The organism is Acetobacter sp. AAB5, assembly GCF_050106715.1.
Classification (GTDB): Bacteria; Pseudomonadota; Alphaproteobacteria; order Acetobacterales; family Acetobacteraceae; genus Acetobacter; species Acetobacter oryzifermentans.
In genome coordinates, this window is sequence record NZ_JBNIEW010000001.1 from 37,390 (window position 1) to 60,606 (window position 23,217).

General features: G+C 54.3%; 22 protein-coding genes and 1 tRNA gene. 18 read left to right on the forward strand and 5 right to left on the reverse strand.

The window, feature by feature from the left end; genetic code table 11:
• Nucleotides 1–9: 9 nt before the first annotated feature.
• Entirely contained in the window at nucleotides 10–759 is a 750-nt protein-coding gene (locus ACP7IZ_RS00165) for a response regulator (protein WP_426847377.1), read from the reverse strand.
• Nucleotides 760–847: 88 nt separating this feature from the next.
• On the opposite strand from ACP7IZ_RS00165, the gene ACP7IZ_RS00170 reads away from it, so the two are divergent.
• The 12 genes from ACP7IZ_RS00170 (at nucleotide 848) to glpK (ending at nucleotide 14,847) form a co-directional block, all read left to right on the forward strand.
• The gene (locus ACP7IZ_RS00170) at nucleotides 848–1,399 is read left to right on the forward strand and encodes a sigma-70 family RNA polymerase sigma factor (RefSeq protein ID WP_426847643.1); all 552 of its coding nucleotides are present in this window, start codon (nucleotides 848–850) and stop codon (nucleotides 1,397–1,399) included.
• Nucleotides 1,400–1,499: 100 nt separating this feature from the next.
• Nucleotides 1,500–2,093: a sigma-70 family RNA polymerase sigma factor gene (locus ACP7IZ_RS00175; protein WP_426847378.1), complete on the forward strand. Its 594-nt coding sequence runs from the start codon at nucleotides 1,500–1,502 to the stop codon at nucleotides 2,091–2,093.
• Nucleotides 2,094–2,167: 74 nt separating this feature from the next.
• Nucleotides 2,168–2,380, forward strand: coding sequence for a NepR family anti-sigma factor (locus ACP7IZ_RS00180; RefSeq protein ID WP_003624310.1), 213 nt, complete (start codon nucleotides 2,168–2,170; stop codon nucleotides 2,378–2,380).
• Nucleotides 2,381–2,481: 101 nt separating this feature from the next.
• The gene (locus ACP7IZ_RS00185) at nucleotides 2,482–4,164 is read left to right on the forward strand and encodes a sensor histidine kinase (RefSeq protein WP_426847644.1); all 1,683 of its coding nucleotides are present in this window, start codon (nucleotides 2,482–2,484) and stop codon (nucleotides 4,162–4,164) included.
• A 92-nt stretch (nucleotides 4,165–4,256) separates the two neighbouring features.
• The gene (gene cydD / locus ACP7IZ_RS00190) at nucleotides 4,257–5,978 is read left to right on the forward strand and encodes a thiol reductant ABC exporter subunit CydD (RefSeq protein ID WP_426847379.1); all 1,722 of its coding nucleotides are present in this window, start codon (nucleotides 4,257–4,259) and stop codon (nucleotides 5,976–5,978) included.
• 2 nt (nucleotides 5,979–5,980) lie between these two features.
• Nucleotides 5,981–7,675, forward strand: a complete 1,695-nt coding sequence (gene cydC / locus ACP7IZ_RS00195; RefSeq protein WP_426847380.1) for a thiol reductant ABC exporter subunit CydC — start codon at nucleotides 5,981–5,983, stop codon at nucleotides 7,673–7,675.
• 78 nt (nucleotides 7,676–7,753) lie between these two features.
• Nucleotides 7,754–8,131, forward strand: coding sequence for an OmpA family protein (locus tag ACP7IZ_RS00200; RefSeq protein WP_426847381.1), 378 nt, complete (start codon nucleotides 7,754–7,756; stop codon nucleotides 8,129–8,131).
• 4 nt (nucleotides 8,132–8,135) lie between these two features.
• Entirely contained in the window at nucleotides 8,136–10,016 is a 1,881-nt protein-coding gene (recQ, locus tag ACP7IZ_RS00205) for a DNA helicase RecQ (protein WP_426847382.1), read from the forward strand.
• Nucleotides 10,013–10,783, forward strand: a complete 771-nt coding sequence (locus ACP7IZ_RS00210) for a DeoR/GlpR family DNA-binding transcription regulator (RefSeq protein ID WP_006115322.1) — start codon at nucleotides 10,013–10,015, stop codon at nucleotides 10,781–10,783. Before recQ ends, ACP7IZ_RS00210 begins: the two co-directional genes overlap by 4 nt.
• A 140-nt stretch (nucleotides 10,784–10,923) precedes the next feature.
• Nucleotides 10,924–12,444: a glycerol-3-phosphate dehydrogenase gene (glpD, locus tag ACP7IZ_RS00215; protein ID WP_089178968.1), complete on the forward strand. Its 1,521-nt coding sequence runs from the start codon at nucleotides 10,924–10,926 to the stop codon at nucleotides 12,442–12,444.
• Between the two features lie 45 nt (nucleotides 12,445–12,489).
• Nucleotides 12,490–13,320 carry an MIP/aquaporin family protein gene (locus tag ACP7IZ_RS00220; RefSeq protein ID WP_006115320.1) on the forward strand — a complete coding sequence of 277 codons (831 nt, stop codon included), beginning with the start codon at nucleotides 12,490–12,492 and terminating at the stop codon, nucleotides 13,318–13,320.
• Between the two features lie 27 nt (nucleotides 13,321–13,347).
• On the forward strand, nucleotides 13,348–14,847 hold the full coding sequence (gene glpK / locus ACP7IZ_RS00225) for a glycerol kinase GlpK (RefSeq protein WP_426847383.1): 1,500 nt from the start codon (nucleotides 13,348–13,350) through the stop codon (nucleotides 14,845–14,847).
• 63 nt (nucleotides 14,848–14,910) lie between these two features.
• Here the strand turns inward: glpK and ACP7IZ_RS00230 are convergent, their stop codons facing one another.
• A complete protein-coding gene (locus tag ACP7IZ_RS00230; protein WP_426847384.1) occupies nucleotides 14,911–15,429 on the reverse strand; it encodes a copper chaperone PCu(A)C in 519 nt (172 codons plus the stop codon).
• A gap of 138 nt (nucleotides 15,430–15,567) precedes the next feature.
• Here ACP7IZ_RS00230 and nrdR point away from each other — a divergent pair, with 138 nt between their 5' ends.
• The 3 genes from nrdR (at nucleotide 15,568) to thiL (ending at nucleotide 17,592) form a co-directional block, all read left to right on the forward strand.
• A complete protein-coding gene (gene nrdR, locus ACP7IZ_RS00235; RefSeq protein WP_006115317.1) occupies nucleotides 15,568–16,044 on the forward strand; it encodes a transcriptional regulator NrdR in 477 nt (158 codons plus the stop codon).
• 65 nt (nucleotides 16,045–16,109) lie between these two features.
• Entirely contained in the window at nucleotides 16,110–16,634 is a 525-nt protein-coding gene (gene nusB / locus ACP7IZ_RS00240; RefSeq protein ID WP_006115316.1) for a transcription antitermination factor NusB, read from the forward strand.
• The gene (thiL, locus tag ACP7IZ_RS00245) at nucleotides 16,603–17,592 is read left to right on the forward strand and encodes a thiamine-phosphate kinase (RefSeq protein WP_426847385.1); all 990 of its coding nucleotides are present in this window, start codon (nucleotides 16,603–16,605) and stop codon (nucleotides 17,590–17,592) included. The genes nusB and thiL overlap by 32 nt, the downstream gene beginning before the upstream one ends.
• A 24-nt stretch (nucleotides 17,593–17,616) precedes the next feature.
• Here the strand turns inward: thiL and ACP7IZ_RS00250 are convergent, their stop codons facing one another.
• On the reverse strand, nucleotides 17,617–18,765 hold the full coding sequence (locus tag ACP7IZ_RS00250) for a hypothetical protein (protein WP_426847386.1): 1,149 nt from the start codon (nucleotides 18,763–18,765) through the stop codon (nucleotides 17,617–17,619).
• A gap of 31 nt (nucleotides 18,766–18,796) precedes the next feature.
• Here ACP7IZ_RS00250 and ACP7IZ_RS00255 point away from each other — a divergent pair, with 31 nt between their 5' ends.
• Nucleotides 18,797–19,639: an SDR family NAD(P)-dependent oxidoreductase gene (locus ACP7IZ_RS00255; protein WP_426847645.1), complete on the forward strand. Its 843-nt coding sequence runs from the start codon at nucleotides 18,797–18,799 to the stop codon at nucleotides 19,637–19,639.
• A 429-nt stretch (nucleotides 19,640–20,068) separates the two neighbouring features.
• On the opposite strand, the gene ACP7IZ_RS00260 is transcribed toward ACP7IZ_RS00255, so the two are convergent.
• Nucleotides 20,069–20,329: a hypothetical protein gene (locus ACP7IZ_RS00260; RefSeq protein WP_087636314.1), complete on the reverse strand. Its 261-nt coding sequence runs from the start codon at nucleotides 20,327–20,329 to the stop codon at nucleotides 20,069–20,071.
• 358 nt (nucleotides 20,330–20,687) lie between these two features.
• Nucleotides 20,688–20,761 (reverse strand) — tRNA-Cys (locus ACP7IZ_RS00265).
• 153 nt (nucleotides 20,762–20,914) lie between these two features.
• Here ACP7IZ_RS00265 and ACP7IZ_RS00270 point away from each other — a divergent pair.
• Complete coding sequence (locus ACP7IZ_RS00270; RefSeq protein ID WP_426847387.1) at nucleotides 20,915–21,631, forward strand: protein-L-isoaspartate O-methyltransferase family protein; 717 nt, start codon at nucleotides 20,915–20,917, stop codon at nucleotides 21,629–21,631.
• A gap of 120 nt (nucleotides 21,632–21,751) precedes the next feature.
• On the forward strand, nucleotides 21,752–23,191 hold the full coding sequence (locus ACP7IZ_RS00275; protein ID WP_426847388.1) for a TolC family outer membrane protein: 1,440 nt from the start codon (nucleotides 21,752–21,754) through the stop codon (nucleotides 23,189–23,191).
• Nucleotides 23,192–23,217: the final 26 nt, after the last annotated feature.

The following is a 23,217-nucleotide window of genomic DNA, read 5'->3' on the forward strand; positions in this document are numbered from 1 at the left end:
CTGATTTGGTTACGCAGCCTGTGTGCGTGCGCTACTGACAGCCTGATACGTGGCAACAGCAAGGGTGAGGGGGTCAAACGGCTTGGTAATAACAAAGCTGGGTTCCATGGTTTCCCCAGTCAGCAGACGTTCGGGATACGCTGTTACGTAAATAACCGGCACATTGAAGGAGGAGGTAATTTCTGCCACCGCCTGTATGCCATCTCCCCCAGGGCCAAGGTTGATATCTGCCAAAATAAGCCCCGGCTTGGTTTCTTTGGCCAATTTTACCGCATCCGCCTGTGTATGGGCTATGCCGGCTACCTGATGCCCGCATTGCAGCACAAGCTGTTCGATATCCATGGCGATAATGGGTTCATCTTCAATAATCAGCACGGATGTCTGTACATTTTTGTGCAGGCGGCCCTGTGCGTCTTCCAGTTCCTGTTCCGCTTGCTTGGGGGGCACGCCTGTAATCCGCGCGGCCATTTCAACCGGCACTTCTTCCAGCGTGATCAAAAGCAAAAGCTGGCGCTGTGTTACAGAAAGCCCTGCAACATCATATTCCGCAGCAAACCCCTTGCGAGAAAACAGCCCTGAAATTGCCTCATAGAGCTGATAGAGGGGCGTGAAGCCTTCCTTCAGCCGTTGCGCAGAAAGGCCGCGCAGGCTTTCGGCCACCAGCAGATCACCTTCTGGTTGGCTGCCTGTCAGCGCCCGCGCGTAACGTCTGCCATAAGGGAGGGCCCGGATCAGGCCGTCACGCAGCGACTCTGACATGGCAAGTCTCCTTCATAATGGGTCATGACAAAAACATGCGAGAACGCGATGATGCACGCGCACCGGCTTTCCGGAAAGGGGATTTATCCTGACTCGCACTCCACATTCCACCCATGTTGCCACGCGGCGCACGTTTCGCACAGAACTTCTTGCAATTATCCCTGCATTACGTGGGTTTGCACGCTTTCTGGCGCGTGATTCCGCCATTGCAGATGATCTGGTGCAAGACACAATTGTGCGTGCTCTGGATAAGGCAGAAAGCTTTACACCCGGCACAAACCTGCGGGCATGGTGCTTTGCCATTTTACGCAATCTGTTTTTGGAACAGCACCGCCAAGGCCGTAGGGAACGCATTGCGCTGGAAGATTACGGGCACCATCCCGCATCAACCTCCGAATCGTCACCGCACGCGCAAACCGAAATGCAGGAGCTGGAAAGCCTGTTGTGGCAGATATCTCCGCTCCTGCGTGAGGCTTTGGTGCTTGTTGGTGCGCAAGAGCTAACATACGCAGAAGCCGCAGACATATGTGGGGTAGAAGTGGGCACCATGAAGGCCCGCGTTTCCCGCGCGCGGGCCGCGCTTAAAAAAGTTATGGCCACGCAGGATGGAAAAAATGGGCCAGAGGGCACACAAACCTAAGGCTCTCGTTTTCGTGAACACTCGCTTGTTTTTGAATGTAACCTTTCCACTTCGCCAAACATTGAAGGGGTAAGAGATCCACAAGGCGGAGAACACAAAAATGACAGCCTCTTTCCATGATCAGGTTATCGCTATCCTCCCCAAGCTGCGCGTGCAGGCATTGGCGCTTACCCGCAACCGTTCTATGGCCGAAGATCTTGTGCAGGATACTGTGTGCAATGCTTTGGCGGCGCAGGACAGTTTTGTAATGGGCACCAATTTTGCTGCATGGATGCACCGTATCTTGCGTAACCGTTTTATCTCCGACCTGCGCAAAAAGCGGGAAGTCGGGAACATTGATGATACCCCTCAATCCCTGTTGTCTGTAAGCGGGCGGCATGAAGACAGGCTGGCTCTGAAGGAGCTGGATGCAGCGCTTGCACGGCTGCCAGACGACCAGCGGGAAGCTTTGGTCTTGGGTGTTCTGGAGGGGATGAGCTATCAGGAACTGGCAGACGTTGCCGGATGCGCTGTGGGTACAGCAAAAAGCCGGGTCTTTCGGGCGCGCCGACAGCTGGAAGTCTGGCTGATGGGAGAAGACGAAGGCGGTGTTTCTGGCAAAACAAGCGCAGAATCTACCACAAGAGTTTCTTCTACCCGACGCAAAACCCGCACGGCCCGAAACACAACGCGTAACGCACAGCAGACGGCATAAGCGCAATGGCGTACGATACTGATGTTAGGGACCCAAAGCCCGCAGAGTCGTGCAAACACAGCACCCAACAGGCCATGCCCGGATGGATGGCATGGCAGAAACCGGAGTTCAGGATGGGAAAAAGGAGAGACGACGCCCACTCCCGAAAGCCGAAAAAAAAGCGGGATAAAGCTTTTGACCTATGGCTAAAGCGTGGCCTGCACCAGATGTTCGATAACGTTGTGAATGAACCCGTGCCTGAAGAGCTGCTTAAGCTTATTCAGGAAGATCGAGAAAAACAGGATTAAGCATTTTGCATATCAGTGGGCGAGGGGAAGGCCCTGCAAGCCGGGTAGCGGCCTCCCTTCTGTCTGGTCTGGGGCGTATTTTCAGCACCACAAGCGCACGAATGCGGCTGCTGATCTGCCTTTCAGCCGTTCCTGTTATTGCCATTGGCGCCGTACTGGCGCTGCATAATTACCGCGAAGTTACTCTTGGCAGTGCGCAGCGTGCTGGCAACGCCATTATGCGGCTGGACCTGCAATTCCGCCATGATACAGATAGATTACGTAGCGCCCTTGAAACCATAGGCCATATGGATCTGACCCCCGATCAGATCGTGCATGCCCTGCGGCTTATGGAAACCATTAGTGGGCAGCGTTACTGCTTTCTTTCCGTGCTGGATGATGAAGGAAAGCCCATACAATCCGTTTCCCCCCAAGGGCGAGGATGTGCGGAGGTAGGGGCGCTTTCTGCACCAACCGATGTGCATTCCACACTACTTGAAGCCGTGCAGACCAGTGGTGGACCGGGTGAAGGTGGCGCTTTTTTGCGGATTACCGTACCCGCAGGGTTTCTAGCTCTACCAGAAGCACATGGTTATCTAATGGGTATTCTCCAGATATCTCGGCAAAGGGCATATCTGGGCAGCGCCTCCGGCTGGCAGGTTTTTGCAGAGGACGATAACCCCATACAGGCATGGCTGCTGATGCATAATGGGCAATTGCTGCCCGTATGTTCAGATTGCGGATGGCAACCTCCGCCGCCTTCCATTGTGCATGAACTCAAAAACGCGCTGGAAAACAGTGAGCGCAGCATTATCACGCTCCCCACCGGGCTGGCGGGATACGCACTGGGTGCTATTGCGGGTGGGGCGGATATTCTGGTTTCTACCCAACGCACATCCATGGAATCTGATGCCCTGCATACCATGATCCTGCAAATTGTAGGGTTGGTGCTGCTGCTGGTTATCGGGCTTGTTGCCGTTACGTTGGCCGCCAATATTGTGTTGATAGGCCCTTTGCGCCGCCTCACATACTCCGTGCAGAAATGGCAGATGGAAGGGATTTTTGATGCGCGCATCACCCGTTCCATGCCGCTTGAGCTTCAACGCCTTGGGCAGGCTTTTACCCGTGCCACACGCCGCCTCTCCCGCCATGAAGCGCGGCTTAAAAAAGCCATGGCGCATCAGCAACTGCTGATGAAGGAAGTGCATCACCGCGTTAAGAACAATCTCCAGATTGTGGCTTCCTTGCTCAACCTTCAGGCCAATCAGATTGAACACCCGGAGGTGCGGGCAGAATTTGCCCTGGCGCGAGATAGAATTCGGGCGTTGGCAACACTGCATCGGACACTCTATGCAGAAGATGCCCTGAACAGCCTGAACATGTCTGTCTTTTTGCAAGAGCTTTGTGAGCAGACGCTTCACATTGCCGGAGAATCTGAATTTGGGCGCATTACGCTGGATGTGATTTCAGACAGTTTCTGGATGGACCCGGATCAAGCCGTGCCGCTTGCCCTGATCGTTACGGAAATTATCACCAACTCCATTAAATATGCTTTTCCGGATGGCCAGAAAGGCACCATTTTTGTGCGCCTGCACCGCAGCCACGGGCAACTCACCCTTCAGGTTGGGGATAACGGGGTAGGGTGCGCGTGGGAAGATCCGCCGATACATCAAGGCATTGGCCTAAAACTTATTCACGCATTTGCGCGCCAGCTTAAAGCAACGCTTACGTATAAAGGGGAAGGCGGCGTGCAATATACATTGGTGATGCGCCTGCCAGAAAACCCGCCAGAGGCCAGAAAATAAGGCAAAAAATGCACGCTATGCCCAGATTGCAGCGGGGGATGGCTTTCTAAACTGTTTGCGTCTTGCGTCTGTCGGTATAAACGCCTTGTGTTATGAGCAACGAGAAAGCAGCAATCCGCAACTGGACACGGACACAATCGCGTCTGGGGCGTCAGGCAGCGCGATCAGTGGTTGGAGCCGGGCTGCTCTCCAGTCTTGTCGGTATAGGGCAGGTCTGGTGTGTGGCCGTTGTGCTGGGGCATGCCCTGGTTAACTGGAAGATGGCAGATGCCGCAGGCCCTATGCCTGTATGGCCTTTTCTGGCCTTTCCGGTTCTGGCCATTCTACGCGCTTTGGTTATGGTTCAGGCCGATACAGGTGCCGCGCGTGCAGGCATTGCCGCACGCCGCCGGTTGCGTGGTGAGGTTCTGGCCTCTGTTCTTACAGGTGGGCCTGCACTTTTGCGCCGCGTGCATAGCGGGGTGCTGGCTTCCACCATTGTAGATAGGGTGGAAGCACTGGATGGCTTTTTTGGCCGTTGGATCCCAGCCTCTATTCTTTGGATTGCTGCACCTGTTGCCATTCTTATTCCCATAGCCATTGTGCAGCCACATGCAGCACTGGTTCTGGGCCTATGCGGTATAGCCGTACCTTTCGGGCAGGCTCTGTTTGGTATTGGGGCGGCTGTGGCTTCCCGCAATCAATTTCTGGCCATGACACGCCTGCAAGCTCGGTTTTTAGATCGCGTTAAAGGTATTGCCACCATTGTTCTGGCTGGCCGCGCGGAAGATGAAACCCGCAAGCTGGGCGATGCCGCAGAAGAACTGCGCCAACGCACCATGAAGGTGCTGCGGGTTGCCTTTCTGTCTTCCGCCTCTATCGACTGCGCCATGGTTGTTGCTCTTATTGCCATCGCCATTATGGATGGCCGGCAGGCTCTGGCCCTACAGGCGGAGGGAAGCGCCCCCGCATTGGTGCATGCTGTTACGGCGGGGCTGTTTGTTTTGCTGGCTGTGCCGGAGTTTTTTGCCCCCCTCCGTGGCTTGGCCCTTGCTTATCAGGATAGAGCACACGCCCAAGGGGCTGCTACAGCTGTTCTGGAACTCCCTGAAGCTCAAGAACGCCCTGCGCCGGAGGGCGCCCGCACCGTCAACGCCAATGGCGTGATGGTCTCCTTTGATGATGTCAGTTTTTCATGGGACCCAGCGCGCGGTTTAGCGCTAGACCATGTCAGCTTTACTGTGCCTGCAGGTGAAACGCTGATTCTGGCCGGGGCTTCTGGTTCTGGCAAATCCACCATCATGGAATTGCTGCTCGGCTTCATTCAGCCCGATACCGGGCGCGTTCTGTTCAACGGCGCTCCGCTGGATAGCATTGTGCCAGACGCACTGGCTCGCATGGTCTCATGGATTGGGCAAAAACCCGTTCTGTTTGCTGGCACATTGCGTGAGAATATTCTGTTCGCAAAACCCGATGCCAGCGATGTCGAACTTCAGGCCGCGCTAAAATCTGCTGCTGTTGATCAGTTTTTGCCCAGCCTGCCCGAAGGGCTTGAAACCCGGATTGGGGAAGGTGGGTTTGGTCTTTCTGGTGGGCAGGCCCAGCGTATTGCCATTGCGCGTGCTTATCTGAAAAACGCTCCGGTGCTGCTGTTGGATGAACCCACAGCACATCTGGACCCGGCAACAGAAAAAAGCGTTTTTGAAAGCCTGCAACGCTTGGCCGTAGGCCGTACCGTTATTCTGGCCACCCATTCTGCCGCCGTGCATATGTTCAAAGGCCGCCGCATAGATCTGGCCGGCGGCCGCGTTATCAGCCGACAGGGAGCAGCCTGAGCATGACCTCTCTCCCTAACCCACGCCCCACCGGGGAACTGACAGATTGGCAAGCCATCCGCACTGTTTTTGCGCTCTGGCGCAAGCAGGGTGTTCGCCTTGCTGGCGGTATTGTTCTGGCTCTGCTGGCCTTGGCTTTTGGTCTGGCGCTCATGCAAACATCTGGGCTGCGGCTGGCCGGTTGCGTTATGGGCGAAATTGTTATTGCCACAACGGCTTTGCGCTGGATTGGTGCGGGCCGTGTGATCCTGCGTTATGCAGAACGCCTGTTTGCGCATGATGCCATGTTCCGCGCGTTGGCTGATTTGCGTGTGTGGTTTTTCCGCTCCCTCGCGCAGGGTGCTGCTGCCGGTCTGGGCTTCCGTCGGGCGGGGGATATGCTTTCCCGCCTTGTTTCAGACATTGGCACGTTGGACGGCCTTTACCTGCGCATTGTGGTGCCACTTATCTGTGCCTGCGTTACATTTCCGGCCCTCGTTATTATTGCGGGCCATGCCAGTGTATTGCTGGGCCTTGTTGTAGGGCTGCTATTTGCCTGCTCTGCCTTTGTGGTGCCGTGGATGATTGCGCGCTCCAGCCGAGCATCTGCCAGCCAGATCGTGCATCATCTGGCCCATTTGCGCATTACGGTGCTGGATCTGGTTGGTGGCCTGCGTGAAATCCGCGCTTTTGGCGCAGAAGGCCGTATGCTGGCACGTGTGCAGGCAGCAGATGCCGCTCTCCTGCAAGACCAGCTCCGCTTGGCGCGGCGGGCGGCCCTTGCCAACGCCATGGCCTTTCTGGCCGGACAGATTGCCGTGTTTGCTGTGCTCCTAAGCATTGGCGGCCTGTTTGCAGAACATATTCCTGCACTGGAAGGCGTGGGCATTCTGTTTTTAACCGTTGCTGCTTTTGAAAGTGCCGCTGCACTTACCCGTGCGGGGCTACAAGCTGGTGCAATGGGGGCAGCAGCACGCCGCGTAGTGGAAGTGGCTGAACAACCTTCCGCCATCACCATTCCCGCGTCTGAGCAAACAGATGCACCGCTAGATACGCATATCCATGTAGAAGGCGTAAAGTTCCGCTGGGCTGCAAATCGCCCATGGGTGTTTGATGGCCTTACGCTGGATATTCCCGCAGGTGCACGCGTGGCCATTCTGGGGCCATCTGGCGTGGGCAAATCCAGCCTTGCAGCTCTCCTTCTTAAAGCTGCCACACCAGAAGCCGGAACAATCACACTGGGCGGGGAAGACATTTCCCGCATTAAGGCAGACTCTTTGCGCCGGCGTATCGCATGGCTTTCCCAAGCCACGCATCTGTTTGATGATACCATCCGCGCCAACCTGCTACTGGGCCGCCCAGATGCTAGGGAAGAAGACCTGTGGCAGGCGTTGGAAGAAGCCGCCATTGCAGATGTTGTGCGTAACCTGCCAGAAGGGCTGGATACATGGCTGGGTGAAGGCGGTGTGCGGCTATCTGGCGGGCAGGGACGGCGTATTGCGCTGGCCCGCACATTGCTGACGCAAGCTCCCATCATGATTTTGGATGAACCCGCCACTGGGCTGGATGCCCAGACCGAGCAGGACTTCCTGCACACACTCAATACCGTTACAGAAGGGCGCACAGTTATCCTTATCGCGCACCGCCTGACTGGCGTTGAAAAGCTGGATCGCATCTGGCGGCTTTCTGCCGGAGTTGCCAAGGCCGCCGTTGCATAAACAAATCTATGTTGACGTAATGCCCCCGGCAGGGCACCAGTTAGGAAATAATGACATATCTTGATTAGGACATTTTATATGCGCCGCTTGCTTCCTGTTGCTGGTCTCTGCCTTTTGGCTGCTTGTGCTGGCAATGCACCACGCAAATACGTGGTTTTCTTCTCCGCTCGTTCAACAGAGCTGGATGACAATGCTCGCAATGTCCTGTTGCAGGTGGCAGACGAATCCAGAAAGCATCCTTCCCGCATTGTAAAGGTGGAAGGTTACGCACATGCAGGGCAGGATCTTTCTGCAGATGCGCTTTTAGCCATTCAGCGCGCCAAAGCTGTTGCCCAGCAGCTGAGCGAAGATGGTGTGGCGGGTGATCATATCGTTCAGACCCCACGCGCACCTTCCAGCAGCGAAGGTATGCAGGTTGGCTCCCGCCGCGTGGAGATCGAACTGGCCAACCCCTGATAGAATGACAGAAACCGGCTCCATATCCACGCCCTCTCAGTTTTCACATAGCAGGCTGGAACGGGACCGGTTTGCTGGCAAACCGCCGCAGGAGGTTCTGCAGGCGGTTTTTGGCTTTCCGGGTTTCCGCAGCCTTCAGGCGCAAGCCGTTGAATGCGTTATGGAAGGCAGAGATACACTGGTGCTTATGCCAACCGGCGGCGGCAAAAGTGTTTGCTACCAAATACCCGCCCTGTGCCGCGAAGGCATGGGGCTGGTTATTTCACCCCTTATTGCCCTTATGGATGATCAGGTTGCAGGCCTACGCCAACTTGGCATCAATGCAGCGGCCCTCCATTCTGAACTGGAAGGGGATGAAGCCGCCAAAATCAGGTCAGATCTGGCAAATGGGCGGATAGACCTGCTGTATATCTCCCCAGAACGGCTGCTTTCATCTGGCACGCTGGACAGGCTTGTGCGCATACCGCTTTCGGTTATCGCTATTGATGAGGCACATTGTATTTCGGCATGGGGGCACGAGTTCCGGCCAGAATACCGCGCCCTTACAGCGTTGCCGCGCCATTTTCCGCATGTGCCACGTATTGCCCTTACCGCTACCGCGGATGAACGCACGCGGGAAGATATTCTAACGGCGCTGGATATGCCGCATGCCGAGGTGCTGGTTTCCAGCTTTCATCGGCCTAACCTCAACATTTCCGTGCAGCCCAAAGCGTCTGAAACCCGCCAGCTTATTACAGCACTGGAGCGGCATAAGGATGCCGCCAGTATTGTATATTGCGGCAGCCGTGCCCGCACAGAACGCATGGCCGCTTCTCTGCGTGAACGCGGGTGGCCTGCCTTGGCCTATCATGCCGGGCTTTCCCCCATAGAAAAACGTGCCGCACTCCTGCGTTTTCGGTCTGGTGAACCCCTTGTTATTGTTGCCACTGTCGCCTTTGGCATGGGCATAGATAGGCCAGACGTGCGCGCTGTTGTGCATCTGGATATGCCATCCTCGCCAGAGGCCTATTATCAGCAAATTGGCCGGGCAGGGCGCGATGGCCTGCCATCTGACACACTTCTGCTTTACGGCGGGGAGGACATGGCTCGCGCCCGTTATTGGCTGGATCAATCCGCCGCGCCAGAAAGCGAAAAACGGATTATGCGCAGCCGGCTGGAAGCCATGATCGCACTAACCGAAACCACGGGTTGCCGCACCCGTGCGTTATTGCATTGTTTTGGTGAGGAACTGGCCGAACCCTGCGGCCATTGCGATAACTGCCTACATCCGGTGCTAACATTTGATGGCACAGAAGCCGCCCGCAAGCTGCTTTCTGCTGTGTATCGCACTGGGCAATGTTTTGGTGCGCTGCATGTTATCAGTGTGCTGCGCGGCAAAACCACAGAAGCCGTTAAGCGTAATGGGCATGACAAGCTGACCGTGTGGGGTATTGGTAAGGATAAAAGCGAGCAGTTCTGGCGCGGCGTGGTGCGCCAGCTTATTGCGCGTGGGGCCTTGCGCACAGAAGGCCAATATGGCGGCCTGATTTTAAACCAGAATGTAGCGCGCCCCATTTTACGCGGGGAGGAAGAAATTCACCTACGCGCAGACCCTGTCGTGGAAACAGCCAGCCGCATATCAGACCGCAGCAGCCAAAGCGCAGGCATTGCCCTTACGGAAGATAGCAAAGCCTTGTTTGATGCCCTGCGCCAATGGCGTCGGGAAGAAGCACAGGAACAGGAAATTCCGCCTTACGTTATTTTCCATGATTCCGTGCTGCGCGATATCGCCATGGAAAAACCCTCAGATTTGGATGAGCTGGGAGATATCAAAGGGGTAGGGCGCTCCAAACTGGAACGGTATGGAGAAGCCGTGCTGGAGGTTCTTGAGACAGCGCAGACATGACACAGGCAGTGCAACAACGTCGGTTTCGCATTCTTAAGCTGGTGCAGCAACACGGCTATGCAACCAGTGAAGATTTGGCGCGTGAACTCAATGTTACCGTGCAAACCGTGCGCCGAGACGTCAACATCATGGCCGCACAAGGGCTGCTGGCGCGCCATCATGGTGGGGCCAGCTCTCTTTCGCCATCAGAAAATATTTCTTATTCCGATCGGCAGATCCTGAATTTGCGCGAAAAGGAAGCCATTGGGCGTAATGCCGCACAGGCCATTCCCAACGGGGCTTCGCTTTTCATCAATATCGGCACAACCACAGAAGCCTTTGCTCAATCTCTCCGCACCCATAAGGCACTGCGGGTGATTACCAACAATATTCATGTAGCCACGCTTTTGGCCCCCGCTCCGGAATGTAGTCTGATTATTACGGGTGGGCACGTTCGCCTGCGTGATGGCGGCATAGTTGGCCCCACCGCCGCCGCCATGATGGAACAATACCGGGCGGATTTTGGCGTGATCGGCATTAGCGGCATTGATGAAGACGGCACATTGCTGGATTTTGATGCAGATGAAATTAGCGCTGCACAGGCCATTCTGCGCAATGCCCGCACTGTTTTTTTGTTGGCAGACCATACCAAGTTCCGCCGCAGACCCATGGCGCGGGTAGGGCATATTACGCAGGTCAACGCGTTTTATACCGATCAACCACCACCAGCGGGCATTCGCGCGCTGTTAAAAGAACACGATATCAAACTGCATATTGCCCAACCATGATCCATGATTTTCGTAAAGGAAAGCAGGAAGGGCCGTTAAAAACCGCCATCTGGCCATATTGACGCCATTCTTCTTGCGTTTTCTTTTCGAATACGAATAAAAGACAGAAGTTTGCGTTCTGACCGAAACCGGAAGAAACCATGACCACACCTACTGCATCTCCCGCCCGCATTTATGATCTGCTCATTGTTGGAGGAGGGGTAAACGGCGCAGGCATCGCACGAGATGCTGTTGGCCGTGGCGCCTCTGTTCTGCTGGTAGAACAGGATGACCTTGCCAGCTACACATCCTCTTCCAGCACAAAGCTGATCCACGGTGGCTTGCGTTACCTGGAATATTACGAATTCCGCCTGGTGCGCGAAGCCCTTATGGAACGTGAACGCCTGCTGAAAATGGCCCCACATATTATGTGGCCACTTCGGTTTGTGCTGCCTCATTCCAAACTGGTGCGCCCGGCGTGGATGCTTAAGGCTGGCCTGTTCCTTTACGATCACCTCGCCTCCAACATGACACTGCCGAAGTCTCGCGGCATTGATTTCCGCACGCATTCATCCGGCGCGGCTCTGAAGCCAGAATACACCAAAGGTTTTGTGTATTCCGATGGTTGGGTGCAGGACAGCCGCCTTGTGGTGCTGAACGCCATGGATGCCGCAGAACGTGGCGCAGATGTGCGTACACGCACACGCCTGATTGCGGCCAACCGCGCCAACGGTGTGTGGGAAGCCACGCTGGAAGACCGCGCAACCGGCAAAACCACAACCGTACGCGCCAAGGCGCTGGTCAACGCGGCTGGCCCGTGGGTTGCACGTTTGCTGGCCGATACGCTGAAGATCCCGAATTCCAAATCTGTTCGGTTGGTCAAAGGCAGCCATATTATTGTGCCGCGTGTGTATGAAGGCCCGCAGGCTTACATCTTCCAGAATCCGGATAAGCGTATTGTGTTCGCTATTCCGTATGAACAGAAGTTTACGCTGATCGGCACCACCGATATTCCGTGGAAGCAGGAACCGGGCAAAGTGAACATTGCGCCCGATGAAGTGACTTACCTGTGTGAAAGCGTAAACCGCTACCTGAACGTGCAGGTGAAAGAAAGCGACGTGGTGTGGAGCTACGCTGGCCTGCGTCCGCTGTATGATGATGCCTCTGCCAACGCTTCTGCCGTAACGCGTGATTACGTGCTGGATCTGGATACGCAGGACGGTGCGCCACTGCTTTCCATTTTTGGCGGCAAGATCACCACATACCGCAAACTGGCCGAACACGCGCTGGAAAAACTGGCACCTGTTCTGCCCGCAGTGGGTGGCGAAAGCTGGACTGCACAGGAAGTTCTGCCCGGTGGTGACTTGGGGGATGGCGGCTTTGATCAGGCTCTGGCGCGCCTGCGCCGTACAGCCCCATGGCTGCCAGAAGGTCTTGCATGGCGCCTGATGCGCAATTATGGCAGCCGCACCTACGAAATTATTGGTGAAGCCAATAGCATGCAGGATATGGGCGAAGTGCTGGGCGGTGACTTAACATCGCGTGAAGTAGATTATCTGATCTCTCGCGAATGGGCTCGCACGGCAGAAGATGTTCTGTGGCGCCGCAGCAAGCTGGGTCTGCATCTGAGCGATGCAGAAAAAGCCAATGTTGAAGCATATGTCGGGAAGAAACTTGCCTGATATCTGAGAACCATAGATACGTCCTTTCCAACAAGAAAAATAATAATGAGGAAGGTCATGGAAAAAACAGGAAAAGCCCTGCTTGGGGAAATGATAGCCGAATGTCTGGCTGTTATGATTATTGTGACTATAGGGGATTCAGTGGCAGCAATGTTCTCGCTGTATGATCCCAGCCCCTTCAAGCAGGCTTACTGGGGTGTTGCCATTACGTGGGGGCTGGCTGTTACGCTGGCCATCTATGTCACTGGTTCTGTATCTGGCACGCATGCCAACCCGGCCGTTACGCTGGCTTTGGCATGCTACCGTGGTTTTTCTTGGAAAAAAGTTGTGCCTTATTGGGTGGCGCAAGTTGGGGGCGGCTTTTTAGGCGCTTCGCTTGTATATGCCCTGTATGGCTCTGTTATCCAGCATTACGCGCTCGCCAATCATCTGGACTGGGTGAATGACGGCGCGGCTTCTGGCGTTTTCTTTACCCATCCCGGTGATTTTGTAACCCCACTTCACGCCATGATGAATGAGGTTATCCTTACCGCTATTTTGGTACTGGGTATTTTTGCCATTACCTGTGAATACAATACCGTGGCCCCGCAGGCTAATTCCGGTGCGCTGATTATTGGCTTGCTGGTTGCCATTTTGGGTGCATCTTCCGGCTTTCTGGAAGGCTGGGCGCTCAACCCTGCGCGCGATCTTGGGCCGCGCATTTTCTGTTTTGTTGCAGGATGGGGACGTGCCGCGTTTCCTTCCCCCGGCAATTATTGGTGGATGCCTATTGCTGGCCCCATGGTGGGCGGTTTAGTGGGTGCCACACTTTACCAGACACTTCTCCGCCCATTTATGCCCGCAAGGGCCCGGGTGACCACGACGGCGGCAGACTGACCGCAACACGCAGAAGGATACTCCTTAATGAGTAAGCAAGACTGTGTCCTGGCTATTGATCAGGGAACGACATCAACACGCAGCATTGTCTTTGATCGTGATGCGCAGGAACTCGCTGCCGCCAGAGAGGAGTTTGCACAGCATTACCCCAAGGCGGGTTGGGTAGAACACTGCCCGGAAGATATCTGGAAAGATGTCGTTAACACCGCACGCACAGCGCTGGAGAAATCTGGCGCGGCAGATCGGGTGGCGGGCATTGGCATTACCAACCAGCGCGAAACCATTGTGGTGTGGGAACGCGCCACTGGTAAGCCTATCCACCGCGCCATTGTCTGGCAGGATCGGCGCACGGCCAATGTGTGCCAGAAACTGCGTGATGAAGGCGCAGAAACACTGGTGCGCGAACGCACCGGGCTTTTGATTGATCCGTATTTTTCCGCCACCAAGCTGGCATGGCTGCTGGATAACGTGCCTCAGGCCCGTGAGCGTGCAGAAAAAGGCGAACTGGCTTTTGGCACCATTGATTCCTTCATTCTGTGGCGCCTGACTGGCGGCAAGGTACATGCAACGGATGTCACCAACGCATCTCGCACCATGTTGTTTGATATCCACCGCCAACAGTGGGATGAAGACCTTCTGCGTCTTTTCCGCGTACCTGCGGCACTTCTGCCAGAAGTGAAAGATAGCAGCTGCATTTACGGTGAAACTGATCCCGAACTGTTCGGCCGGCCTATTCCTATCGCAGGTATTGCGGGGGATCAGCAGGCCGCTGTGGTCGGGCAGGCGTGCTTTACACCAGGTATGGCCAAGGCCACCTATGGCACAGGCTGCTTTTTGCTGCTGAATACGGGGGATAAACCCGTAACATCTCGCAACCGCATGCTCACCACCATTGCCTACCGTATTAATGGCAAAACCACCTACGCGCTGGAAGGCTCCATTTTTGTGGCGGGTGCCGCTATCAAATGGTTGCGTGATGGGCTGCACCTGATCACCCACGCATCTCAAACCGATGATATGGCGACACGTGTGCCAGATAGCCACGGCGTTTACATGGTGCCGGGCTTTGTAGGCCTAGGCGCCCCGCATTGGGACCCGGATGCACGCGGGCTGATTTGCGGCCTTACGCTGGATTCAAGTGCTGCGCATATTGCCCGTGCTGCTTTGGAATCCGTAGCCTATCAGACGCTCGATCTGGTTACAGCCATGATGCAGGATGGCGGTGGCACCACAGATAGCATTCGCGTAGATGGCGGCATGTCTGCCAATGACTGGTACTGCCAGTTTCTTGCAGACATGCTGCAGGCCAAGGTGGAACGTCCACGCAATGTGGAAACCACCGCTCTGGGCGCAGGCTTTCTGGCGGGCATTGCAACAGGTGTGTGGGATAGCGAGCAGACCGTGGCTTCCGAATGGGCACGGGGCTCTCTGTTCGAACCTAAAATGGAAAATGAACAGCGCCGCACCATGATTGCCGGATGGCATCAGGCGGTTAAGCGCACCCTTAGCACCTATACGGGCAGCTAAAAAACAAGCTCTGGCGGGAAGATCTTTCCTGCCAGAGCAACGCTTTGCTGAATTAAGGCGTAATCAGTCTGGCTTATGGTCGCTTTCTGCATCTGTGCCTGCATCCTGAACAGGAACAGATACGGTTTTTGAAGATCCACCCATAAATGTAAATGTAAATGGCACGTTCTGATTGGCGTGCACGTTATTGGAAAGGCCAAAGCAGAGCAGGTGGTATCCGCCCGGCGGAAACACCAGTGTAGAGTTGCCCGGCAGGGCAAGATGGGTAAACAGCACCCTAGTACCGCCTGTGCTTTCCTGATCGGCATGATGGCCCACCAGTTTCTGGCAAACGGGAGAACTTACCCCCGTAAGCAGATGCGCGGTTTCACTGGCATTGGACAGGGCAAAATAAACTGTTGCCGGTTCTCCTTCCGATGCCAGATGCAGAGATGTGTCAAATATGGTAATATCTTTTTGAGCGTTCACCTGCTCCGGCAAAACGGGCTGGGGAGGCTGATTATCGGCCAACGCCTGCGGTAAGGCATAGGCTGAACAAGAAAGAGCTGCACAGAACAGAACAGCAAAATGGCTGCGTTTCATAATTTCTCCATCCAGATGGACCGCCACATGGTATGGACGAAACGGCCCAAAAGAAATAAGTGGTGCCTTTACATACGCGCTCTTTTAACAACAGAAAACGCCAGCCAAAAATGCGCCTGAGGGAAGGTTGATACCACCATGCGTTGCCCTTTTTGCGGGAACCCAGATAGTCAGGTCAAGGACAGTCGCCCCAATGAGGAAGGACTGGCCATTCGGCGGCGGCGTGCATGCCTGTCCTGCGGGCAGCGTTTTACCACGGTAGAACGTGTGCAACTGCGAGAGCTGGTTGTGGTGAAAAACGATGGCAGGCGCGCGCCCTTTGATCGGGAAAAAATTGCACGCTCCATCCGCATTGCCCTGCGCAAACGCCCTGTTTCCGAAGAACAGATTGAGCAGATTGTTACCGGCATTGTGCGCCAGCTTGAGGGGAACGGAGAAACCGAGGTGACATCCACCCGCATAGGTGAACTGGCAATGGATGCCCTTAAGGAAGTGGATGGCGTTGGATATGTGCGGTTTGCAAGCGTGTACCGCGATTTTACGGAAGCCAAGGATTTTTCAGAAATTCTGAACCTTATGGAATCAGGTGGCGCCCCAGCCCCCGGAAAAGACTAGACCTTAGAACAGAAAAGCGCCATGAAACCCGGCTTTGCAACTGACTGGCCGGGCAGGAGGGATGGATGACAGAACTACAGGACGAACCCCGTTTGAAAGGGGCGCAACGGCCCCGCACGGCAGCACGCGTTGCCGCTGTGCAGGCCCTGTTCCAGATTGACCAGAATGGAGACCGCCCAGAAAACGTTATTGAACAGTTTCTGGTCCATCGGTTTGGCACAACGCTGGACGGCGCAAGCTATGAAGACGGCTGCATTCCAGAGGCCGATACACAGCTTTTCAGCCACATTGTGCGGCTGGTAACCTCCCTACGCACGCAGGTTACGCAGGAAGTTGAAAAAACGCTTCCAGAAACGTGGCCCATTGCACGGCTAGACCCCGTATTGCGCGCATTGCTTCTGGCTGCCGCGGCAGAAGCAACAGAAGGCGATGCGCCAGCCCCTGTGCTGATCAACGAATATATGGACGTGGCCCACGCCTTCTTCTCTGGTGACGAACCGCGCCTTGTGAACGGCGTTCTGGATACGCTCTTCAAACGTCTGGCGGCTGAACGGAACCATGATACAGAACAAACCCAGCAACCAGACTGATCTGCCGCAGGAATTTGCGTTTATCCGGCAGCACTTTTCTGCTCTGGCTGGGGCTGCTGCCCTTGAATTGAGGGATGACGCCGCTGTTTTCACGCCGCCCGAAGGGCGAGAACTGGTGATTGCAGCGGATGGTATGGTAGAAAATGTTCACTTTCTGCCTGATGATCCGCCAGAAACCATTGGCCGCAAGCTGCTACGCTGTAACCTGTCTGATCTGGCTGCCATGGGCAGCCGCCCGGAAGGTTGGCTGCTAACATTTGCACGCCCGCCTCATATTACCGAACAGTGGGTGGCGCAGTTTTGCAAAGGGCTCAAAGCGGATCAGGAGCAATTCGGGCTCCAGTTACTGGGGGGCGATACAACCTCCACCCGTGGTCCGCTGGTCTTATCGCTCACCATTCTTGGTTCTGTGTTGCCGGGTCAGGCTATCCGCCGACAAGGCGCGCAGGCTGGTGATGGTTTATGGGTTACCGGCACTATTGGTGATGGCGCATTAGGCCTACGCGCCCTTAAAGGTGAAATACCTGATCCATCTGGCCATCTGGCGCAGCGTTATCGCCTGCCACAGCCCCGTATTGGTTTACCCTTATATGGCCTTGCTTCTGCTGCCATGGATATTTCAGACGGTTTGCTCCAAGATGCAGGGCATCTCGCGCGGGAAAACACGCTGCATGTGACCATCCACGCAGATACCGTTCCTCTATCAGACGCAGCTCGCCAAGCAGGCCCCAAATGGCTGGAAACCTGCCTGACTGGCGGCGATGATTACGAGATTTTATTTGCCGTTCCCACGCAGCATGAAGCCTCATTGCTGCGCAAAGGCGTATTAGATACCGCCTGCGGCCCCATAAAAGTAACCCGTATCGGAGAATTTACGCAGGGATCTACAGGCGTAACGGTTGTAGATAGCGCAGGCAAAAGCCTGCAATTCCGTTCCCACGGGTGGAGCCACCTTTAGGCGTTCCACCCGCCAGAGCGCGATTTATTCTGCCAGAAGTTTTTCGTACATTCGGTGCCGTTTGTAAGGCGTGGGAGAAATGCGCTCAATCAGCTTACGCAGGCCTTCATGCGTTTCCAGCACCCAGCCTAGCTCAATACTGCGATAAGGCAGCACATGGCCACGCTTCATCAGTTCATCAATAATCAGGGCAGGGAGCATGGCGCGCAGGGCGGTGCCGAGATACTTCTTGCGCACACCCAGCAGCACCACCCGCGCAGACCGGAAATCATGGCTCATTACGCGAGAAGCCAGCTTGAGCCAGCCCAGCGGAGAGGGCGCACCACCCAGATCACCGCTGATATCAAACATGTTGGGAATAACCAGCGCAATGGCAGCCGGTTCTCCGGCCACTTCAGCCAGCACATACTGTTCTGGCCGCAAAATGGGCTTAAGCGCTTTTAGCAGGCTTTTGACCTCATCCTGCGTAAGGGGAATATTTCCCCACGTATCAGACCACGCATCATTATAGATTTCGCGCAGGATTTCGGCATCTTCATTCACCTTATCCTTACGCAGGCCGCGCATGGTAATTGCACCCAAGCGCTGCCGAATGTTGGCAGGTATCTGGTTTGCGCGCTCGGCAGAAGGGCTGGTTTCCATCCGGTAGGATAGCAAATCTACCGCACGCTTAAACCCAGCAGCCTCAACCGCTGGCCCCAGAGTTTTGGGGTGCCACGGTATGCCAATCATGGGGGGCTCATCTTGCCCCTCCACCATAATCCCGGATTCACCATTGCTATTCAGTGTCCACGGGCCACGTATGCGCTCAATTTTGCGCAATTTCAGCCATTGTATCGCGGCTTCAAGCAATGGGGCCACGCATTCCGGCTCCAGCGTATCCAGCGCCCCAAAAAAGCCTGTGCGCGGGCCGGGCTGCTTGAGAGCCAAGGCATCTATCTGGGCAGATATACGCCCAATGGGCTTTCCATTCCGCCACGCAAGAAAATAACAAGCAAAGCCGTGCTCAAAAAATGGTGCATGCGTGGGTGAAAAAATATCCCGCTGCTCCATATCTAAAGGAGGCACATAACTTGGCAAGCCATCGTAAAGAAGGCGTGGTAGTTTTATAAAGAGAGAAAGCTGGCGTGAACCCGAAACAGGTGTAACCGTAATCTGAGTGGGGGAAGACATTGCCACTCCGTTGTGTGAAAGCCAAAAGCCAGTGGGTGATGCCTTATTACGCAGCATTGGGAAAGGGAAAAGTGTGAAAGTTGTTGCGAACGGAAAACACACCGCACGCTCTGTTCTGCTGACTGGGGCCACCGGCGGAATTGGAATGGAACTGGCCAAACGTTACGCACGGCCAGGCCGGACACTGATACTATGGGGCAGAAACCCGCAACGGCTGACAGAAATTGCCACAACGTGCTGTGCACGCGGCTCTGCTGTTTTTACCCGCCAGATTGATCTGTGTGATGGTGAAGCTGCTCTGGCGGCATTTGAGGCAGATTATGCTGAGCATAAACCTGATCTGGTTATTCTGGGGGCAGGGCTCTCTGACATACAGCCATTAGACAGCATGACAGAAGACCCGCAAAAGGTCTTGCAGCTCGCGCAGGTTAACTATGCCACGCCCGTAGCTTTGGCCACAGCCGCTGCCCAGAATATGATTCCTAATGGAGGCGGGCATATTGCCCTTATCGGCTCTGTTGCAGGTTTTTACGAACTACCGTGCTCTCCTGCCTATAGCAGCTCTAAATGTGGGCTGGATTTTTTTGCGCGTGCGGCAGGACTGGCGTGGGAAGATAAAGGTGTGGGCCTCACGCTGATTGTGCCCGGCTTTATAGACACGCCTATGAGCCGCAGGCTGGAAGGGCCACGGCCTTTTCTGGTTTCAGCCAAAAGTGCTGCACGCCGCATTATCCGGGCCATTACCAAAAGAAAGAAAGTTTATATCTTTCCGTGGCCATTTCGGGTGCTGCGCGTTCTTGAGCGGCTGCTGCCTCAATGCCTGCGCGAACGCATTTTACGCAGCCTGATTGTTGGCCAAAAAGAGCGACAATAAGTTTTTCTGGATAGCTTGTGCTGCTTGAAAAAAAGTGAAGCACAAGCTTGATGGAGCGAAAAAAACTAACTCTCACCACCCGGTAATCTGCCTTTTCCAACCCATAAAATGAGAGGCGGCAGGAAAAAATAAAATGCCATGATAAAAATAAGATCTCGCACCAGATACGCCAGATCAATATGCAGGCCAAAATGGCAGATCAGATTAGCCAACCCCAGCATAAAACAGACACATAAAAAAGCACCTGCGCTGGCATAAATAGTCCGCCCAGCGTTTATCTGTTCTACTTTCTCCAAAAAAACATCAGCAAATTTTTTCTGCACAAGCCAAGCCCTTATTTTACGAAATATTTATACCCGGCATGGCACACCGGAGCCCAAGATATGCGGGCAGCAGCACCTTTTACAGATTCGCTGCCCGCAGTATCTTTTATTCCGCAAAATTTGGAAGCGTGATGTTCTGATCTTTTGCCAGTTTCTGAATAGCAACCTTGGTCAGGCCCAGCAGATTGGCTGTATCAACAAAAGCAGCATCGGCACTTGCACCAGGCGTTGGGGGCAGGGTGACCGTTACAGAAAATTCAATATTCTGATCCTGCTTTGTAAAGCACAGCTTAGCTTTGGTGCTTCCATCCTTCTGCACCTTAACGGAACGCAGAACGCCATTTTGTGCTGTAGTGTCATTACCCACGAGAGTATTCCTTTGCAAAATTATGACAGCGGGAATGTGAACGCAGCAGCCACAAGTAGCAACGCTTCTACCTGCACCCCAGACCACCCAAAATATGCAGACTCCCCAAGGGCTTCTGAACACACATTGTAAGCTATACGTGCAATAGGGCAGCTTTTCCTGACAGCAGAAAAATCATCTGCCTTCACGCAGGTAAATCTCTTCCGAATCAGCTCATTTAAGTGGGGTTTATTTCGGGGCTTTGCGCGACAAATTCCGGCATCTTCCGCCGCGTCATTCCATGTCATACGAATAAGAGCTGACAACCGCAGTTTTCTGCGGAAAATGTCAAGCATTGTCTTTTAGTTTCGTAGGGAAATGGAGGTCTGGGCGGGAATCGAACCCACATTCGCGGATTTGCAGTCCGCTGCATCACCATTCTGCCACCAGACCATCGGGTGATGGGGAGCCTTATCTCCTGTTCTGGCGCATTGGTCAAGCCGTTGTGTTGTGCGAATTTTAAATCTGTGTGTCACAAAATGTTTTGCCCTTAATCTGGCAGGAACTGCAAAGGGCATAAACCTTAACCGCAAGGGATAGGAAAACGTGATACTTCAGGCCGCAATACAGCAGAATTCCTACCCAATGCCGTATCCAAAAGATAAAGATATGGAAACAGCTCGTAACCTTATGGTGGACGATCAGCTTCGTCCTTCAGAAATTACAAACCTCTCATTATTATCGGTCATGCGGGAATTACCCCGCGAATGCTGTGTTATGCCCGATCAGCAATCTGTAGCTTATGCAGATATGACACTCCCTCTAGGGCAGGGGCGTGCATTGCCTCAACCTTTGCTCACAGCGCGCCTTGTGCAGGCCGTTATGCCAGTAGAAAAGGCGCGGGTTCTTGTTGTGGGGGCAGCAACCGGGTACACAGCAGCACTTTTTGCCGCCCTTGGTGCCGATGTTACGGCGCTTGAATCAAACATACGCCTTGCCGAACAAGGGCAGCACTTCTGCCAGCAAGAAGCTCTGAACGTTTCATGGACCATCGCGCCCCTTAGCGAGGGCGCAACGGGCAACACGCCTTATGATGTCATTTATTTTGATGGTGCTATTCTGCGTTTTCCCGCTTTTTGTGCTGCGCAACTGGCCACATCCGGCATCATGGCTGGTGTTATGGCCACCCCCAATAGATTAGCAGAAGCTTTTACGGCCAGAAGAGAGCCAGAAAGTGCGTCCAGTTTTATTGTCACTAACCTTTTTGAAACACAGCTACCTTTACTGCCCGATCTTGCCGCACCCGTTACTTTTGAATTCTAGAAATAAACTTTTAGAAATATATTCTGCCGCAGATGATTACAAATTTGTAGAAATAGGTTCAGTATCGTGGCATGAGCAGTGCCTTAAGCGGCAATACGGTAACTGAATCAGGAGTATCAGATGCGGCGTATTTGCGGAGCAGGGGTGGGTATGGCTGTTGTGCTATGCAGTTCCACTGCATGGGGGCAGAAATACGATGGCAGTGGTTCGCCAACCTTTGTGCCACATACGCTGCAGGAAGCACTTGCTGCGGCCTATCTGACAAACCCGACCCTTCAGGAAGCACGCGCCACCTTACGCGCTACCGATGAACAGGTGCCAACCGCTTTGGCTGGCTGGCGGCCAACCGTAACCGGCACAGTAGGCCTAACATACTATAAGGGTGTGAACGATTATCAGGGTGAGGCAGATCAGCCTTCTACTGGTTATATTCGCCAATATAACACCCCTGGTTATACGGCAGGCGTAACTGTTAATCAGCCGCTATATACGGGTGGCAAAACCACGGCTTCCACGCATCAAGCTGTTAACAAAGTTATGGCAGCCCGCGCGCATCTGATTTCTGCCGAACAGCAAGTGTTCAAGCAGGTTGTGAATGCGTATGTTTCCGTTATTGAAGATGAGCAGCTCCTGCAGTTGAACATCAACAACGAACGCGTGCTTCAACAACAGCTCCGCGCAACGAATGAACGCTTCCGGGTAGGGGAAATTACGCGCACAGACGTTGCGCAGGCTGAATCTGCTTATGCAACAGCCAAAGCCACCCGCCAGCAATCTGAAGGCACACTTCAAACTGCACAGGCCACATATATGCAGATTATCGGCATGGCGCCGCCGCCTAATCTGGTGCCGCCGCAGCCTTTGGTATTGCCTGTTAAAAATGAGCAGATGGCCGCAGCTATGGCGGTTAAAAACAATCCAGATGTCATCAATGCACTCTTTACCGAATCTTCCCAAAAAGATGCGGTATCCGTTGCAATGGCAGCAATTATGCCAAAAGTTTCCGCCACTCTGGCTTATTCCAGGCAGGTAAACCAAAGCCTGAATAACCAGATTGACGAAAACAAATACGCCATGATCAACTTCAATATCCCGGTTTATCAGGGGGGCTCAGAATACGCAGCTGTGCGGCAGGCCAAGCAGCAGGCGCAAGCAGCACACCGTGAAGTTGATGTGCAGCGCAGAACGGCCGCGCAGGATGCTGTTTCAAACTGGCAGAAACTGGTTGCCTATCAGGCCGCAATCAACAGTAACCGCGCCGCTATTCAGGCAGGCACCGTGGCTCTTGATGGGGTGGAACGTCAGGCTATTGTAGGCACCAGCACAACGCTGGAAGTGTTGCAGCAACAGCAAACTTTGCTGCAGGCGCAGGTGGCCCTTGTACAAAGCTTAAGCAATATGGTGCTGACTTCGTACAACGTTGCCGCAGCCATTGGCCGCCTAACCGCAGCCGATCTCAAGTTGAATGTTCCTCTTTATGATGACAAAGCTTACTATAACGCTGTAAAAGATCGTCTTTGGGGGCTGAACGATTATGCGGTCAGCCAGCCAGGGCGCTAAAAGCTGAACAGCAAGGGTAAGGGCAG

Excerpts from the sequence above, each read along its gene's own strand:
- ACP7IZ_RS00250 (WP_426847386.1), bottom strand. The coding sequence starts at position 18,765 with ATGTCTTCCCCCACTCAGATTACGGTTACACCTGTTTCGGGTTCACGC.
- ACP7IZ_RS00175 (WP_426847378.1), top strand. The coding sequence starts at position 1,500 with ATGACAGCCTCTTTCCATGATCAGGTTATCGCTATCCTCCCCAAGCTG.
- ACP7IZ_RS00220 (WP_006115320.1), top strand. The coding sequence starts at position 12,490 with ATGAGGAAGGTCATGGAAAAAACAGGAAAAGCCCTGCTTGGGGAAATG.
- ACP7IZ_RS00200 (WP_426847381.1), top strand. The coding sequence starts at position 7,754 with ATGCGCCGCTTGCTTCCTGTTGCTGGTCTCTGCCTTTTGGCTGCTTGT.
- ACP7IZ_RS00275 (WP_426847388.1), top strand. The coding sequence starts at position 21,752 with ATGCGGCGTATTTGCGGAGCAGGGGTGGGTATGGCTGTTGTGCTATGC.
- ACP7IZ_RS00165 (WP_426847377.1), bottom strand. The coding sequence starts at position 759 with ATGTCAGAGTCGCTGCGTGACGGCCTGATCCGGGCCCTCCCTTATGGC.
- ACP7IZ_RS00185 (WP_426847644.1), top strand. The coding sequence starts at position 2,482 with ATGCGGCTGCTGATCTGCCTTTCAGCCGTTCCTGTTATTGCCATTGGC.
- ACP7IZ_RS00230 (WP_426847384.1), bottom strand. The coding sequence starts at position 15,429 with ATGAAACGCAGCCATTTTGCTGTTCTGTTCTGTGCAGCTCTTTCTTGT.
- glpD (WP_089178968.1), top strand. The coding sequence starts at position 10,924 with ATGACCACACCTACTGCATCTCCCGCCCGCATTTATGATCTGCTCATT.
- nrdR (WP_006115317.1), top strand. The coding sequence starts at position 15,568 with ATGCGTTGCCCTTTTTGCGGGAACCCAGATAGTCAGGTCAAGGACAGT.
- cydD (WP_426847379.1), top strand. The coding sequence starts at position 4,257 with ATGAGCAACGAGAAAGCAGCAATCCGCAACTGGACACGGACACAATCG.
- recQ (WP_426847382.1), top strand. The coding sequence starts at position 8,136 with ATGACAGAAACCGGCTCCATATCCACGCCCTCTCAGTTTTCACATAGC.
- nusB (WP_006115316.1), top strand. The coding sequence starts at position 16,110 with ATGACAGAACTACAGGACGAACCCCGTTTGAAAGGGGCGCAACGGCCC.
- ACP7IZ_RS00210 (WP_006115322.1), top strand. The coding sequence starts at position 10,013 with ATGACACAGGCAGTGCAACAACGTCGGTTTCGCATTCTTAAGCTGGTG.
- cydC (WP_426847380.1), top strand. The coding sequence starts at position 5,981 with ATGACCTCTCTCCCTAACCCACGCCCCACCGGGGAACTGACAGATTGG.
- thiL (WP_426847385.1), top strand. The coding sequence starts at position 16,603 with ATGATACAGAACAAACCCAGCAACCAGACTGATCTGCCGCAGGAATTT.
- ACP7IZ_RS00180 (WP_003624310.1), top strand. The coding sequence starts at position 2,168 with ATGCCCGGATGGATGGCATGGCAGAAACCGGAGTTCAGGATGGGAAAA.
- glpK (WP_426847383.1), top strand. The coding sequence starts at position 13,348 with ATGAGTAAGCAAGACTGTGTCCTGGCTATTGATCAGGGAACGACATCA.